Here is a 14,680-nt window from a genome sequence, read left to right as displayed (position 1 = left end):
CGAGGGAGACCCGTCATGCCTGTTCTGAGAACCAGACACCTGTGGGCCATGGCCGCCGCCGTCGTCCTGACCGTCACCGCCCCCGCGACCACCGCCTCGGCCGCGGACGCCGCCGCCCTGCGCGAGGTGCTGTTCGTGGCCAACAACTGGGACGGCACGGCCGACGTCATCAAGTCCTCCGGTGACCTGGCGAAGATCGGCCGGATCAACGTCATCCCCGACAAGGACGCCCGGATGGCGGCGATCAACGCCGATCCGATCAAGTGGATCTACTTCATGGCGATCCGCAACAGCGTCGGGGAAGGCCACGACCAGTTCGCCGACGACATGTACTCCACGCCGGACGGCAAGTCGGTGGTCGTCTCGCGGCCGAGCTTCGCGGACGTGGTGTCGATCGACCTGGCCACCGGGAGCATCAACTGGCGCTTCCCGGTGTCGGGTTACCGCGCGGACCACATGGCGGTCTCCCCCGACGGCACCCGCGTCGCGGTGTCGGCCTCCACGGCGAACACCGTGCACGTGCTGAACATCGACACGGGCAAGCAACTCGGCTCCTTCGCCACCGGTGACAAGCCGCACGAGAACATCTTCACCAAGGACGGCAAGTACCTCTGGAACATGGCGATCGGTGACGTGAACACCGACTCCGACGCGCCCTGGCTGGACTGGACGAAGGGTGACCGGCACATCACGGTGGTGGACGCGACCACCTACAAGCAGGTCAAGACCATCGACATGCGGGACAAGCTGGACGCGATCGGCCTCACGGACTACTCGGACGCCGTCCGGCCCGCCGTGTTCTCGCCGGACGAGTCCAAGCTGTACTTCCAGGTGTCGTTCTTCAACGGCTTCTTCGAGTACGACGTCGCCACCGACAAGATCACCCGGACGAAGACCCTGCCGAAGAACCCCGCGACCAGCGACGACCGCACCACCATGGTCAACGACTCGCGCCACCACGGGATCTCGATGAGCCCGGACGGCAGCAAGCTGTGCGTGGCGGGCACCATGGACGACTACGCGACCGTCGTGAACCGCACCACCCTCCAGGAGGGCCCGCTCGTCCCCGCCTCGAAGCCCTACTGGGCCACCGTCAGCGGTGACGGCAAGAGCTGTGTCGTCTCGGAGAGCGGTGCCGACCAGGTCACCGCGATCGACTTCGCGACCGGGCAGAAGACGGTGTCGGTGCCGGTGGGCGACCATCCTCAGCGGGTGCGCCTCGGGCATGTGGCCGCCGGCTGGACGAGCCCGTCTTCGTAGGGCTCACGCACCTGCCCTGGCGTCGGGGCCCGGTTCGGCCCCGACGCCGGGGACAGTCAACCGATCTTCTGGCGCACCCAGTTCGCCAGCTCGGACTTGGCCGCGCTCAGCACGGACGCCGAGGGCGAGGTCGCTCCATTGGTCACCAGCGCGTAGTGCAGGACACCGGAGTCCGAGTCGGTGAGCAGCAGCCGTCGGCTCCCCGTGCCGCCCGGCTCGAGGGTCGCCCCCACCGGGGTCGACGAGCTGTACGCCGGAGGGCCGTAGACCGTGCCCAGGTCGGAGACCACCGTGGTCGTCGAGTTCGGGAAGGACGCCGGCAGGTGGAGTTCGGTGGGCGTGGAGCCGCTTCCCGAGCGCCAGACCAGCACCGAGTACTGGCCCGACCCGACGAGCGACGACACGTTCGGCAGGCTGCTCGGCACCGGGTTCCAGGTCAGGGTCGTCGAGCCGTCGCGTGAGCGGTCCTCGTAGGTGAAGGCGAGAGTCGTCCCCGCGGTGGCGCTCGGGTAGATCCGGTCGAGGAGCCGGGCGTCCTGGCGGAGCACCGCCGCACCCGAGTCGTCGAGCTTCACGGCCGACAGGTCCTCGTCGTTCCAGGCGTCGCCGGAGGTGAGGACCTTGTCGGGGTTGTCGTTCATCAACTCGTGGTGGCGGCCGTTGTAGATGTCCCACTGCCATTGGGTGCCGGAGAGGACCGGTCCCGAACCGGCGGGCGCGGACCACCAGTTGGCGCCCTTCACCCGGGAGTCCAGGGCCTGGTACATGGCCTTGAGGACGGTCGGTGCCTTGCCGGCGGTCGAGCCGTTCAGCGGGTGCCCGAACTCGCTGACCACGGCCGTCGTCCCGGCGGCGGCCGCGCGGTCGCGTACCGTGCCGAAGTCGGTGACGTACTGGCCGTCGGAGGCGTTGCCCCACATCAGGATGCCGGAGATGGCCTTCTGGTCGTAGAAGTGGGTGTTGAAGACGTACCGGGAGCCGAGCGTGCCGGCGTCGAGGAGGCCGCCCTCCTCCTTGCTGACGTTGCCGTTCCAGAAGAGGTTCGGCTCGACCATGGCGGGCTTGTCCGTCCAGCCCGCCGCGTCCATCCGGGCCCGGAACTTCACGTAGAAGGGCCAGAGCAGGTCGCGTTCCCAGCTGCGGCTGTTCTGGCCGGAGTCGTAGGTGCCGGCGTAGGGCTCGTTGTAGGGGTCGAAGCCGACCACGCCGGCGAACTCCTCGGTGGCGAGGTTCGCCTTGAGGTACGCCATGGTCTTCTGGGCGGTGGCCAGGAAGGAGTCCTGGAGGCCGTACTTGTTGTGCCAGAAGTCGTACTGGGCGGCCTTGACCGCGCCGTTCTGGGTGATGTTCTGGCCCCACAGCAAGCAGATGCCGCAGGACTCGGCGGGGTAGTCGCCGAGCGCCACGGCCCACGCGGGGGCGCCGTCGCCGGTGTACCAGCTGCCCGAGGTGAACAGCCAGCGGGAGTACAGGTCCTGGTGGAAGTCGGGGTAGACCCGGATGCCCGCGTCGAGGAACGCGCGCATCTGCGCGGTGGCGTTCGCCAGATACGCGGTGTCGACCTGGCCCTTCACCGGTTCCGCGTAGGCCCAGGAGAGCAGGAAGCGCACGGAGTTGCCGCCGCCGAGGGCTCTCAGCGCGGTCGCCGACTTCTTGGCGTCGGCGACCGAGGCGAAGGGCAGGCCCTTGTTCTCGGCGAGCTTGGTCTCGCCGGAGACGTTGTAGCCACGCAGCACGACCTCGCGGCCGTTGCCGTCGACGAACCGTCCGTTCTGGACGGTCAGGGGGGTGTCGTCGAAGGAGAGGGAACCGGTGAGGGCGTCGGCGGGGGCGGGTCGGACGCCCGCGACCGTCAGGAATCCGCAGAGGACAACCAGAACAACGAGCAGACGTGCACGTTTATTCGGCATGTCCATTACAGTCCGACCATTTCGGTACAACGTCAACACCATCTGACTGATGAGTAAGTTTCACTTTCGTCGCATCTGACACCTCACCCGCCGACCCGACGCGTCACGTTCAACAGATGCTCCTTGCGGTTGAGGGGTTGGGAACTGCTGTTTGCCCGCCGAATGTGTGACCTCTGTGCGTTGAGCTCGTTGGGTGTGGTGAGCGGGTTTTCGAGGGGCCGGATGGGGGGACCGGGGGCAGCGGGGCACGGCACGCGGGGCGGTCGTGGTGGTGCTGTCGGACGGCTGGGAGCGTGGCGATCCGGAATTGCTCGCGGCGCAGATGCGACGCTTGCACCGGCTGGCGCATCGGGTGATCTGGGCCGATCCGCGCAAGGCGCGCCCCGGTTACGCGCCCCTGGCCGCCGGGATGGCGGCCGCGCTGCCGAGCGTGGACGCGTTCGTCGAGGGGCACAGCCTGGCCGCGCTGGAGCGTCTGGCGGCGGTGGTGAAAGGAGCCGACGATGCGTGACATCCTCCCGGTGCTGAGCGGCTGGTACACGGCAAGGGTGCCGTTCGGACTGGCCACGGTGGTCTCGACGAGCCACAGCGCGCCGCGCGATCCGGGCGCGGCCATGGCCGTGGGTCCGGACGACGAGGTCGTCGGCAGTGTGTCCGGCGGCTGTGTCGAGGGGGCCGTGTTCGAGCTGGCCCAGGAGGTCGTGGCGAGCGGAGAGGCCCGCCTGGAGACCTTCGGGTACAGCGACGAGGACGCGTTCGCGGTGGGGCTCACCTGCGGCGGGGAGATCACGCTTCTCGTGCGTCCCGTGACGGCCGTCCTCGATCCCGCCTTCGGCGAGATCGCGGAGTCGGTCGCGGCGGCCCGCCCGGTGACCGTGGCGACGGTGACCGACGGCCCCGCACCCCGCGGTGCCACGCTCGCCGTGTGGCCGGACCGGGTCGCGGGCACCCTCGGCACCACCGGCCTGGACGTGGCGGTCACCGCCGACGCGCGCGGCGAACTCGCCCTGGGCGCGACGGGGTTGAGGCACTACGGCCCGCACGGCGAGCGGCGCGAGGACGCGGTCACCGTCTTCCTGCACTCCTTCGCCCCGCCGCCCCGCATGCTGGTCTTCGGCGCGATCGACTACGCGGCCGCGGTCGCCCGGATCGGCGCCTTCCTCGGCTACCGGGTCACGGTCTGCGACGCCCGCCCGGTCTTCGCCACGCCGAAGCGCTTCCCGGCGGGCGTGGAGGTCGTCGTGGACTGGCCGCACCGCTACCTCGGCGGCACCGACACCGACGAACGCACGGTGATCTGCGTCCTGACCCATGACCCGAAGTTCGACGTGCCCCTGCTGGAGGAGGCGCTGCGCCGGCCTGCGGCGTACATCGGGGCGATGGGCAGCCGGCGCACCCACGACGACCGGATGAAGCGGCTGACCGAATCGGGGCTGACCGAGGCCGAGTTGTCCCGGCTGCGCTCGCCGGTCGGCCTGGATCTCGGTGCCCGTACCCCGGAGGAGGTCGCCGTGTCCGTGGCCGCCGAGATCGTCGCGCTGCGCTGGGGCGGCAGCGGTGCCCCGCTGACGGCGACGGCGGGGGCGATCCATCCGTCTTCGTGAAGCCTGCCTGGAGGAGGTCATGGAACTGCACCACGAGTTCACCGTGCCGGTCCCGGTCGACGAGGCCTGGCGGGCGCTCCTCGACATCGAGCGGGGCGCGCCCTGCATGCCCGGCGCGAGTGTCGAGGACCATGACGGCAGGACCGTGACCGGCTCAGTGAAGGTCGAGGTCGGACCGGTCACCGTGACGTACCGGGAACCGCCGTCTTCGATGAGCGGGACGAGTCCGCGCACCGCGTGGTGCTGACCGCCAGTGGCCGGGAGACCCGTGGCCAGGGCACCGCACGGGCCACGGTGGCCGGCGCTCTCACCGGGCAGGACGGCGGTACGGCTGGGTGGGTGCGGACGGATCTGGCGGTGACCGGGCGGCCGGCGCAGTTCGGGCGGGGTGTGATGGCAGAGGTCGGCGACCGGCGGGTCGGCCAGTTCGCCCGGTGTCTGGCGGAGCGGCTGGGCGAACCGGAGAGGGTTCCGGGCCGGCTGGGCGGGCGGGGAGACGCTCCGGATCCGGTCCGACCCACCCAGGAGCCCGACGCCGAGCCGCTCGACCTGCTGCCCGCGACCGGCGTACCGGTCGCCAAGCGGGCCGCGGCGGCACTGGTCGCGGCCGCCGTCGTGGTGATCGCGACCACCCGGATACGGCGAATGCGGAATCACGGGTGTGAGTCGCGCTCGAAAGGGTAGGCGATGAGCAACGGGAGAGGGTGTCCGAAACCCTCGCCCCACCTCCGATCGGGAAGGAGGTCCGTGAGAACGCACACTCGCAGCGTCCGGGCCGCTCCCCTGCATGCGGAGCGGCCCGGACCTCATGAGCGCCGGTGTGTCGGTGTCAGGGCTCCGGGCAGCAGAGTCGGCGCCGGCACCGCGGCGGCCGCGTAGAGGCAGGCCGAGCCGAGCGCGACGGCATGGAAGCCCCGCAGGAAACGTGCCTGATCGCCGGGCTGTCCCGCGACGGCGCCCGCCACCGCGATGCCGATCGCGCCGCCCGTCTGCCGTGCGGTGTTGTTGACCGCGGAGGCGAGGCCCGAGCGCTCAGCGGGGACCGTGGCGATGGCCCCCGCGACGACCGCCGGGTCAGCAGTCGCGCGGCCGGGCTCGGCGCGATCGCCGACCTGGGCTTCGTCGGCCTCGACGACCGCGGCCCGGACGACGAAGCCGTTTACTCAACTCCTCGGCGAGCACGTCCAGCTCACTCCGCCGAGCCGTGATCCGCTCCAGCTCGGACAACCCGCTCCCTCCCGCGATCCGATGGCGCTATTCGCATGGCGACGGATCGTAGGCGGACACACGCGACGGACGCAGCAGAACCCCCAGAAACCGCCCCGGCCGCCCAGTCAGACGATCTTCATCGTGGACATCGGCCGCCGACCAGGGAAGAACACACCCACACCAGCCCCATGACCAGCGTCTTCACGATGCACACCACTCACTGGAAGGCCGCCGTCCGGGGCCACGGCGTCCCCGGGGGCCACTTACCCGGCGCGCGTGGCTGAGACGCCCGGCTCGATGCACTCGGCCTCGAAGTCACCGGGCAGTGGCTCGACCCGGATCGTGCAGTGCTGGCGTGCCGAGCCGTTGAGCCGGACCGGTGATGCCGCCGGTGCGGCTGTGAAGGATCGCCGCGCGACACGGTGACCCGGCGGCTGGTGCGGGCGCAGCCCACTGGGCCGGCCGGGCAACCTGACGTGCCTGGAGCTGCACGTACCTGATCAACGGCTATGCGACTTCTGGCACAGGGTGCCTCGGTCTTCACGTGCTACAGCTGCGGGAGCACCTCACCGGCGATGAGTTCCAGGTGGTCGAGGTCAGAGAAGTCGATCAGTCGCAGATGGATCCGGCATGCGCCGATCGCGGAGAACTCGCCGAGCCGCTCCACGAGCTGGGCCGGGGATCCGACCACCGGATCCTCCGGCGGCAGCGCGCTCTTGACGTGCAGTGGGGCGGCCCGCCGCTGCGCCTCCGCGTCGGTACGGCCGATCGCGACCACGACACCGGCCGAGAGCACCAGCGGTGGCTGACCGGCGTCGGCCCGGCCGGTCCGGTCACACGCCTCGGCAACCCGTTGGTACGCCTGGGCCGTCTCTGCCACCGACTTGAAGGGCATGTTGAACTCGTCGGCATACCGGGCGGCCAGCTCCGGGGTGCGCTTGGGGCCGCGGCCCCCGACGATGATCGGCGGGGCCGGCACCTGCACCGGCTTCGGCAGAGCTGGCGCGTCGACCAGCTGGTAGTGGTCGCCGCGGTAGCTGAAGCTCTCGCCGACCGGTGTCCGCCACAGCCCGGTGATCACCGCCAGCTGCTCCTCCAGCCGGTCGAAGCGCTCCTGGACGGCCGGGAACGGAATGCCGTACGAGGTGTGTTCTCGTTCGTACCAGCCGGCGCCGATGCCCAGCTCGACCCGCCCGGAGCTCATCCGGTCGACCTGCGCCACCATCACGGCCAGCGGGCCTGGCAGACGGAAGGTGGCCGAGGTGACCAGGGTTCCCAGCCGGATCCTGGAGGTCTCCCGGGCGAGCGCGCCCAGCGTGAGCCACGCGTCGGTGGGTCCGGGCAGCCCGGGATCGGCGCCCATCGCCTGGTAGTGGTCGGCCCGGAAGAAGCCCTCGAACCCGCCGGCCTCGACGAGTCGCACAAAGCGCAGCTGATCTTCGTAGTCGGCGCCGCGGTGCGGCTCGGTGAAGACGCAGATCCGCAGGGTCATCGCTCCTCCGTTTCGGCCGACGTGGACATGTCCCGTTCCATCAGCAGCTCGTGCAGATCGGCGCTGCACCGGGCCACTTCGCCGAGGTGCGCAGTTCGGCCCAGCGTCCTCGGCCGGGGAATGGCGATGTCGACGACCTTGCGGATCCGGCCCGGGCGCGGACTGAGCACCACCACCCGGTCGGCGAGCAGCACGGCCTCGTCTATCGAGTGGGTGACAAAGACGACGGTGGCGGAGTTTTCGATGTGGACGCGTTGCAGCTCCACCGCGAGTTCCGCGCGGGTCAGCGCGTCGAGTGCGGAGAACGGTTCGTCCATGAGCAGCACCCGGGGCTTGCCCATCAGCGACCGGCACAATGAGACACGTTGCTGCATACCGCCGGAAAGCTCGTGCGGCCGGTGCTTCTCGAAGCCGCTCAGTCCGGCCGTCTCCAGCAGCCGGCACGCCTGGTCGCGGCGCTCTGCCTTGCTCCAGCCGAAGATCTCCGCGGGCAGCAGGACGTTGTCGAGGACGGACCGCCAGGGCAGCAGGGCCGGCCGCTGGAACAGCAGGGCGACATCCCGCCGGGCTCCGGTGACCCGCTCGCCGCCGATGATGATCTCGCCCTCGGTGACCGGCAGCAGCCCGGCGATCAGCCTGAGCAGTGTGGACTTGCCGCACCCGGAACGGCCCACTACCGCCACGAACTCACCCTCGGCGATGTGAAGGCCGATGCCCTGGAGCGCCATCGTCGAACCGGACCGGCTGGTGAAGCTCCGGGACACACCGGTGAGTCTGATCATCCGGCGGTCTCCCCATCCACTGGCGATCGCAATGCCGGCCGGTTCGTAACGCTCGGTCAGGTTACCTGGAACAGGCCGCTCAGCGGTACCTGTCGTTCTGTCGGTGAATTCCTCACACCTGGCCTGCAACTGCCAGGCTCTCGTACGCTGATGCCCGCACGAAGTGTCATGCCCTCCGGCGGTTCGTTACGCCGTTCTGTCTCGACGCCCCCTCAGCCGGCGTAGTCGGCGGTCGGAAAGGACAACACTGTGCGCATGAACAGGTTCGCCCGTACGGTCGCCGCGGTGGCCCTGGCCACGGCACTGGCACTGGTTTCGGGGTGCGGCGGGTCGGACTCCGACACCGGTGCTGGTGCGGACGCCAAGGCACTGGAGCAGGTGACCTACCTGACCTCGTTCGGCAACTTCGGCCGGGACGCGTACGCGTGGGTCGCGAAGGACAAGGGGTTCTTCGAAGAGGCCGGCTTCGACGTGGAGATCAAGCCGGGCCAGGGCACCGGCGGCGTGATTCCGGCCGTCGTGAGTGGCCGGGCGCAGTTCGGCCCGATCGACCTGACGGGGGGTCTGCTGCAGATGGGCAGCGGCCAGGCGAAGGACTTCGTCGCGGTGGCCGCCATCCAGCAGCGCACTATGGCCGCGATCGCCACCACCGAGGGCAACGGCATCGCCGCACCGAAGGACATCGAGGGCAAACGGCTCGCCGACACGCCCGGCTCTGTCGTGCGCAATCTCTTCCCGACGTACGCCCGACTGGCCGGAGTGGACGCCGGCAAGGTGACTTGGGTCAACGGCGATGCACAGACCCTGATGGGCACGCTTGCCAGCGGCTCGGTGGACGGCATCGGCCAGTTCGTGGTGGGTAAGCCGACCATCGAGGCGGTGACCAAGAAGAAGGCCGTCCTGCTCCCGTACAGCGACGTGATGCCCGATCTCTACGGAAACGTGCTGATCACGTCGAAGAAGATCGCTGAGCAGGAGCCGGAGATGGTGAAGCGGTTCTCCACCGCGCTGCTCAAGGGCTTGGAGTACAGCCTGGCCAACTCGAAGGAGGCCGCCGAGATCCTGAAGCGGAACGTGGACGCCACGAATCCGGCCGCTGCGGCAGCCGAATTGGAGTTGATGGCCGCGTACGTCAGGCCAGGCGGTTCCGGCACCGCGATCGGGACGCTGGACTCCGGGCGGGTCGCGAAGAGCATCGCGATCCTGCAGGGCGCGGGTGCGCTGCCGCATGGAATGACCCCTGAGCAGATCATCGACTTCGATCTCGTACCGAAAGCCTGATTCGCACGCGTTGCCCGAACGTACGCGCCCCGTCAGCGGTCGGTGGGCAGCACCGGCATTTGCCGCCCCGACTCCGCGCTGAGTGGCCGAGCAAGGGGACGAGCTGGCGGATCGAGGAGGATGGGATGACCGATCTGTCGCAGCCGCAGCAGGCCCCGGCGGCCCCGAAGCCGGTGCCTGTGCCGCGAGTGGGACTGCAGCGCAGGACGAGCATCGGTGCCGTGCTGCTCCCGTCGGCCGGACTGCTGGTCGCGCTCGGCGTGTGGTGGCTTCTCACGTCGGTGCTGGAGGTGATCCACCCGGTAGTGCTGCCTCCGCCCGGTGCCGTCCTCTCCGCGTTCACCGCAGCCCCGGCCCAGTTCCTGGAACACACCGGCCACACCACGGTGGAGACGGTCGTCGGGTTCGTTCTCTCCAGCGCCTGCGGAGTTCTGATCGGACTGTCACTGGCCGCCTCACGGGTACTGGAGCGGATGTTCACGCCGCTGCTGGTCGCCGTCAACGCAGTTCCGAAGATCGCGCTCGGGCCGCTCTTGGTGGGGGCGCTCGGCTGGGGGCAGAAGCCGGTCCTGACCATGGTCTTCCTGCTTTGCTTCTTCCCGATCGTGCTGTCCACCACGACCGGTCTCACGTCGACGCCGGCGGACCTGGCCGAGTTGGCGCGCTCGCTGAACGCCTCGCGCTGGCAGGCGTTCCGGAAGGTACGGCTGCCCGCCGCGCTGCCGCAGATCTTCGTCGGGCTGAAGGTGGCCATGCCGCTCGCCGCTATCGGCGCGGTCATCGGCGAGTTCCAGGCCGGCGAGACCGGGCTGGGCTATCTGATCGTGCAAGCCGGCGGGGTCGGCGACACCGCCACGGCCTGGGCGGCGATCATCCTGATCGGGCTGATGAGCATCCTGCTCTACTTCGCTTTGGTGCTGATCGAGCGGCTCGCGCTGCCCTGGGTCAGGGAAACCACCTCGCGCAGCTGACTGCCGGCGCAGGACCGTGCCAGCGCGGACCAGCAGCGGGAGGTACCGCAGTTGGTCCATCGGGAGGTTGTGGACCAGGTCGGCGAGCGCCGGTCTCGGGCTGGACGCGAAGGGCGCACCTTCCCGAGGGATCGACTTCTGGTCATCGAGTAGGCCGACGCCACACCGTCAGAGCAAGTGCCATGGCCTGCTCATGATCGCGCTCACCGACGACAGGGGCCGCCCTGCAGCACGACCGGCACGTTGATCAGGAAGACGGCCCACCAGCCGAATCCGTCGACGAGGGCACCACCCACGAGGGGTCCGGCGGGCAGGGCGAGACTCCCGATGGCCGCCCACCCGCCGATCGCCCGGGCCCGGGCCGCGTCGTCGGGGAAGGCCCGGCCGACGATGGCGAGCGTGCCCGGCAACAGCAGGGCGGCGCCGACGCCCTGGACCACCCGGGCGGCCACGAGCACCCCTGCGCTCTGGGCGAGACCGCAGGCCAGGGAACCGGCGCCGAAGACGCCGAGGCCGGTCAGCACGACCCGCTTGTGGCCGTACCGGTCCCCGGCCGCGCCACTGGTCAGCATGAGGGAGGCGAGCGCCAGCGCGTATCCGTCGACGACCCTCCCCCAGAGGGGTACCCCCAAGCCCGCCGACGTCCGTGCCGAGACCCGAGCCGATGGCCGGCAGGGCGACGTTGACGACGGTGACGTCGAGCAGCACCAGGAAGTATCCGGCGCACATCACGACGAGGACGGTGCGCGGCGACCCGGAGTTCCCGGGGCGCGCCGCGCGTCGGAGCAGCGTTACCGGTGTAGCAGCCATGTTTCCGTCGTATCAGGCGGCACTGACAGTCCCGGGTCCCCGTGAGCCCTACGGCGAAACGATCCGCGGCGGCAGGCGGTGCAGGGTCACGTCCGTGAGGCGGCCGTCGGCCACGGTCGCCGTCATGTAGGTGCAGTGGGGCTGGCGGCGGCGGTCGGTCGGCGAGCCGGGGTTGAGCAGCCGCAGTCCTCCGGGGGCGGTGGTGTCCCAGGGGATGTGACTGTGGCCGAAGACCAGGACGTCGGTGTCGGGGTAGCGGGCGGCGCAGCGGGCCTCGCGGCCCTGGGCGGCGCCGGTCTCGTGGACGACGGCGAAGCGCAGGCCGCCGAGTTCGGCGTACGCCACCTCGGGCAGCCGTGCGCGCAGTTCGGGTCCGTCGTTGTTGCCGTGGACCCCGACGAGTCGTGCGCTGCGGTTCTCCAGCAGGTCGAGGGTGGCGGTGTCCACCCAGTCGCCGGCGTGGAAGACGACGTCGGCGTGCGGGAGCTCGGCGAGCAGCGGGGCCGGGAGCTGCTTGGCACGCTTGGGCAGGTGGGTGTCGGACATCAGCAGCAGGCGCACGGGATCACCCTAGAGGGGCTTGCGGCCCACCCCCGCACCACATGGACAGCGCGCCGGGGCCGGACTCGGCCTCCGGACGCCACTCGGGCAGCTGGACGGCGCCGGGGTCGGGGGAGTTCGGTGCCGTCGAAGAGGCGGGTGACGTCTGGCTGGGCGGGCGTGACACCTACACCGCCGACCAGGAGGCCGCCGAGCCGGCGGCCGCGACCAACCCGCAGATCGTCCCCGCGGTCCGCGCCGACCGGGCCTTCCTGGGGTGGGCCGTGCGCGAACTGGCCGGGAAGGCGGGCATCCGCCGGTTCCTCGGCATCGGCACCGGCATCCCTACCGGAGCGGATGGGGGTGCTGCCCCTCTGGGAGGGCGGATCCGGGCGCCCGAGTCGGCCACGTCGACAACGACCCGCTCGTCCTCGTCCTCGCCCACGCCCGCGCACTGAGCACCCCCGAGGGCGCCACCGACTGTCTCCAGGCCGACCTGCGCGCGCGTTGCAGACACGAGCGGGATGAGCCACCGAGGAGTTGACCGCCGCCACCCCACCCGTCGGGTGCTCGTGCAGAGACAACCGCTCCCCTCACCGCCGTCCGTCAGCCGACATCCACGCTGTGCCCCTCCGCACACGTTCTTCAGCGGGTTCGTTCCACCGGGGTCTTCCGCGCCCCTCACCTGCCGGTGGTCCCCCATCTCGGCAGGGCGACCACCTCCTGGGTCCACTCGCCAACACGGTCTGTGACGTGGCACTTACTCGGCGGCGTTAACATCGCGCCACAAAGCGTCTATCCGTGACGCATGCCACAAATCACTCAAGGAGTCCGGACACCGATGCCGGTCAAGGTCAGCGTCGTCATCCCCGTCTACAACCCGGGGAACTACATCGAGGACTGCATTGCCTCGCTGCGCAGGCAGTCCCTGCCCCCGGACGAGTTCGAGGCGATCTTCGTCGACGACGGTTCGACCGACGACACGCCGGCCCGGCTCGACGCGCTGGCAGCCGAGGTCGCGAACATGACGGTCATCCACCAGGAGGCCTCAGGCTGGTCGGGCAAACCCCGCAACGTCGGGATGGCCGCCTCCCAGGGCGAGTTCGTCATGTTCGTCGACAACGACGACTACCTCGGCGACGAGGCCCTGGAGCGAATGTACGACTACGCGGTCGCCAACGGCGCCGACGTGGTCGTGGGCAAGATGGCCGGCAAGGGGCGGGGGGTGCCGGTGGAGCTGTTCCGCCGCAACCACCCCCGTGCCACCGTCGACAACGCCCCGCTGATCGACAGCCTGACACCGCACAAGATGTTCCGGCGGGCGTTCCTCGACCGGATCGGCCTGCGCTTCCCCGAGGGCAGGCGCCGACTGGAGGACCACGTCTTCGTCACGGAGGCGTATCTGCGCGCGGACAACGTCTCCGTGCTCAGCGACTATGTCTGCTACTACCACCTCAAGCGCGACGACGCCTCCAACGCGGGCTTCCAGCGCTTCGAGCCGGTGGGCTACTTCCAGAACCTGCGTGAGGCGCTCGACGTCGTCGAGAAGTACACCGAGCCGGGGCCGACCCGCGACCGGTTGTTCCGTCGCTGGCTGCGCAACGAGATGGTCGAGCGGATGCGCGGGAAACGGCTGCTCGCCGCGCCCGAGGACTACCGCAAGGAGCTCTTCACCGAGATCCGCGGGGTGGTCGTCGAGCGCTTCGGGCCCGGTGTCGCGGCCGGCCTTCAGCCCACCCAGCAGGTCGTCGCCGCGCTGATCGCCGACGACAGGCTGGACGACCTGGTCGCGTTCGCCGAGTGGGAGGCCCCCGTGGTCTCCAGGGCCGAGCCGGACGGCGTCGCGTGGGAGGAGGGTGTGTTGCGGGTCGGCCTGTCCGCCGAACTCGCGTCCAGCGGTACGCCGATGACGTTCCCCGCCGAGGGCGGCGCCGCCGCGCTCACCAAGCCGCCGGCCTCCGTGGAGGAAGCCGTGGACTGGGTCGGCGCTCACGCCGTGGCCGGCTTCGAGCGTGCCACGGTCGATCTGCTGCTGCGGAAACGCGCCAGTTCCGCCCAGTACTTCCAGCCAGTGGAGTTCACCCGGGAGACCGTCCCGGGTGAGGACGGCCGGGTGCGGCTGGTGCTGCGGGGCACGGCAGCCCTGGATCCGGCCACCGCGGCCGACGGCGGCCCGCTCGACGCCGGGCTGTGGGACGTGTTCGTCCGCGTCAAGCTCGGCGGCTGGACCAAGGAGTCCCGGCTGGGCCCGGTCTCCCTCAAGGGGCGTACGGCCGCGGACGCCGGTGTGGCGGGCGGCCGGGTCGTGCTGCCGTACTGGACCACGAAGCAGGGCACCCTGGCTCTGGACGTCGACACGGCGGGCGTGCGCCTGGGCCTCGGGCGGCTCACGCCCGGGGAGGTCAAGGTGACCGGCGACCGCCTCGAGGTGCCGGTGCCGTTCCACGCGCCCGGTGACACGCCGGTACTGCTCGAACTCACCCGCGGTTCCGGTGCCGCGCCCGTGAGGGTGCCCAGCACGCTGCGTCCCCAGGGCTCCGCGTCCGTCCTGGAGGCGGTGCTGCCGGTCGGCGACCTGGCCGGAGCGGACTGGCGGGCCGCGCTGAGCCCGGCCCCCGAGGCCGAGGAGCCGCGCTTGCATCCGCTGCCGTTCGCGCTGCGGGTGAAGGGGCACCGGGTCGAGGTCGTGGCCTCGCGCGCTCCCCGGCCCGCGGCCGGACAGCCGCTGGTCCGCAGGGCGCGGCGGCTGGCCGGGAGGCTGGTCGGCCGGCTCATGGCACGCTGCGGGTAGGGACAAACAGAGCCGGGGAGGACGCGTTCC

The 14,680-nt window shown here is 70.5% G+C and carries 14 protein-coding genes and 3 pseudogenes; 12 read left to right on the top strand and 5 right to left on the bottom strand.

Annotated features, from left to right (window positions below; all coding sequences use genetic code 11):
• Positions 1-15 precede the first annotated feature (15 nt).
• Positions 16-1,260, top strand: coding sequence for a YncE family protein (locus QF027_RS44845; protein ID WP_307081251.1), 1,245 nt, complete (start codon positions 16-18; stop codon positions 1,258-1,260).
• 56 nt (positions 1,261-1,316) lie between these two features.
• On the opposite strand, the gene QF027_RS44840 is transcribed toward QF027_RS44845, so the two are convergent.
• On the bottom strand, positions 1,317-3,176 hold the full coding sequence (locus QF027_RS44840; RefSeq protein WP_307081249.1) for a cellulase family glycosylhydrolase: 1,860 nt from the start codon (positions 3,174-3,176) through the stop codon (positions 1,317-1,319).
• 229 nt (positions 3,177-3,405) lie between these two features.
• On the opposite strand from QF027_RS44840, the pseudogene QF027_RS44835 reads away from it, so the two are divergent.
• The 6 genes and pseudogenes from QF027_RS44835 to QF027_RS49865 form a co-directional block, all read left to right on the top strand.
• Positions 3,406-3,681, top strand: a pseudogene (locus QF027_RS44835) (VWA domain-containing protein); the annotation flags it as partial.
• Positions 3,674-4,774: an XdhC family protein gene (locus QF027_RS44830; RefSeq protein WP_307081247.1), complete on the top strand. Its 1,101-nt coding sequence runs from the start codon at positions 3,674-3,676 to the stop codon at positions 4,772-4,774. The pseudogene QF027_RS44835 and the gene QF027_RS44830, both read left to right, overlap by 8 nt.
• A 19-nt stretch (positions 4,775-4,793) precedes the next feature.
• Complete coding sequence (locus QF027_RS49870; protein WP_307180591.1) at positions 4,794-5,021, top strand: SRPBCC domain-containing protein; 228 nt, start codon at positions 4,794-4,796, stop codon at positions 5,019-5,021.
• Positions 5,012-5,458, top strand: a complete 447-nt coding sequence (locus tag QF027_RS44825) for a hypothetical protein (protein WP_373432476.1) — start codon at positions 5,012-5,014, stop codon at positions 5,456-5,458. The genes QF027_RS49870 and QF027_RS44825 overlap by 10 nt, the downstream gene beginning before the upstream one ends.
• Before the next feature lie 221 nt (positions 5,459-5,679).
• Entirely contained in the window at positions 5,680-5,982 is a 303-nt protein-coding gene (locus QF027_RS44820; protein ID WP_307081245.1) for a hypothetical protein, read from the top strand.
• A gap of 291 nt (positions 5,983-6,273) precedes the next feature.
• Positions 6,274-6,441, top strand: a pseudogene (locus QF027_RS49865) (ISL3 family transposase); the annotation flags it as partial.
• Positions 6,442-6,530: 89 nt separating this feature from the next.
• Here the strand turns inward: QF027_RS49865 and QF027_RS44815 are convergent.
• Complete coding sequence (locus QF027_RS44815; protein WP_307081243.1) at positions 6,531-7,475, bottom strand: LLM class F420-dependent oxidoreductase; 945 nt, start codon at positions 7,473-7,475, stop codon at positions 6,531-6,533.
• Positions 7,472-8,257 (bottom strand): ABC transporter ATP-binding protein, encoded by a 786-nt coding sequence (locus QF027_RS44810; RefSeq protein ID WP_306973126.1) that lies wholly within the window; start codon positions 8,255-8,257, stop codon positions 7,472-7,474. The genes QF027_RS44815 and QF027_RS44810 overlap by 4 nt, the downstream gene beginning before the upstream one ends.
• 255 nt (positions 8,258-8,512) lie before the next feature.
• On the opposite strand from QF027_RS44810, the gene QF027_RS44805 reads away from it, so the two are divergent.
• Positions 8,513-9,538, top strand: a complete 1,026-nt coding sequence (locus QF027_RS44805) for an ABC transporter substrate-binding protein (protein WP_307081242.1) — start codon at positions 8,513-8,515, stop codon at positions 9,536-9,538.
• A gap of 125 nt (positions 9,539-9,663) precedes the next feature.
• Positions 9,664-10,509 (top strand): ABC transporter permease, encoded by an 846-nt coding sequence (locus QF027_RS44800; RefSeq protein WP_306973128.1) that lies wholly within the window; start codon positions 9,664-9,666, stop codon positions 10,507-10,509.
• 203 nt (positions 10,510-10,712) lie between these two features.
• On the opposite strand, the gene QF027_RS44795 is transcribed toward QF027_RS44800, so the two are convergent.
• On the bottom strand, positions 10,713-11,141 hold the full coding sequence (locus tag QF027_RS44795; RefSeq protein WP_307081240.1) for an MFS transporter: 429 nt from the start codon (positions 11,139-11,141) through the stop codon (positions 10,713-10,715).
• 226 nt (positions 11,142-11,367) lie between these two features.
• The gene (locus tag QF027_RS44790; protein WP_307081238.1) at positions 11,368-11,880 is read right to left on the bottom strand and encodes a metallophosphoesterase family protein; all 513 of its coding nucleotides are present in this window, start codon (positions 11,878-11,880) and stop codon (positions 11,368-11,370) included.
• Positions 11,881-11,921: 41 nt separating this feature from the next.
• Here QF027_RS44790 and QF027_RS44785 point away from each other — a divergent pair.
• From QF027_RS44785 to QF027_RS44775, 3 genes and pseudogenes are all read left to right on the top strand, one after another.
• Positions 11,922-12,152: pseudogene (locus tag QF027_RS44785) on the top strand (SAM-dependent methyltransferase); the annotation flags it as partial.
• Positions 12,137-12,403, top strand: a complete 267-nt coding sequence (locus QF027_RS44780) for an SAM-dependent methyltransferase (RefSeq protein WP_307081236.1) — start codon at positions 12,137-12,139, stop codon at positions 12,401-12,403. The pseudogene QF027_RS44785 and the gene QF027_RS44780, both read left to right, overlap by 16 nt.
• A gap of 297 nt (positions 12,404-12,700) precedes the next feature.
• A complete protein-coding gene (locus tag QF027_RS44775; protein WP_307081233.1) occupies positions 12,701-14,650 on the top strand; it encodes a glycosyltransferase family A protein in 1,950 nt (649 codons plus the stop codon).
• Positions 14,651-14,680 lie beyond the last annotated feature (30 nt).

The sequence above is a fragment of the Streptomyces canus genome (assembly GCF_030816965.1).
In the GTDB taxonomy this organism is placed as follows: domain Bacteria; phylum Actinomycetota; class Actinomycetes; order Streptomycetales; family Streptomycetaceae; genus Streptomyces; species Streptomyces canus_E.
Note: the sequence above shows the minus strand (reverse complement) of the source record. Positions and strands in the feature narration are given on the sequence as shown.

What these genes read in the sequence shown, in the direction of transcription:
- QF027_RS44810 (WP_306973126.1), bottom strand. Translation starts at nt 8,257, where the DNA reads ATGATCAGACTCACCGGTGTGTCCCGGAGCTTCACCAGCCGGTCCGGT.
- QF027_RS44775 (WP_307081233.1), top strand. Translation starts at nt 12,701, where the DNA reads ATGCCGGTCAAGGTCAGCGTCGTCATCCCCGTCTACAACCCGGGGAAC.
- QF027_RS44830 (WP_307081247.1), top strand. Translation starts at nt 3,674, where the DNA reads ATGCGTGACATCCTCCCGGTGCTGAGCGGCTGGTACACGGCAAGGGTG.
- QF027_RS49870 (WP_307180591.1), top strand. Translation starts at nt 4,794, where the DNA reads ATGGAACTGCACCACGAGTTCACCGTGCCGGTCCCGGTCGACGAGGCC.
- QF027_RS44800 (WP_306973128.1), top strand. Translation starts at nt 9,664, where the DNA reads ATGACCGATCTGTCGCAGCCGCAGCAGGCCCCGGCGGCCCCGAAGCCG.
- QF027_RS44805 (WP_307081242.1), top strand. Translation starts at nt 8,513, where the DNA reads ATGAACAGGTTCGCCCGTACGGTCGCCGCGGTGGCCCTGGCCACGGCA.
- QF027_RS44840 (WP_307081249.1), bottom strand. Translation starts at nt 3,176, where the DNA reads ATGGACATGCCGAATAAACGTGCACGTCTGCTCGTTGTTCTGGTTGTC.
- QF027_RS44820 (WP_307081245.1), top strand. Translation starts at nt 5,680, where the DNA reads ATGGAAGCCCCGCAGGAAACGTGCCTGATCGCCGGGCTGTCCCGCGAC.
- QF027_RS44815 (WP_307081243.1), bottom strand. Translation starts at nt 7,475, where the DNA reads ATGACCCTGCGGATCTGCGTCTTCACCGAGCCGCACCGCGGCGCCGAC.
- QF027_RS44845 (WP_307081251.1), top strand. Translation starts at nt 16, where the DNA reads ATGCCTGTTCTGAGAACCAGACACCTGTGGGCCATGGCCGCCGCCGTC.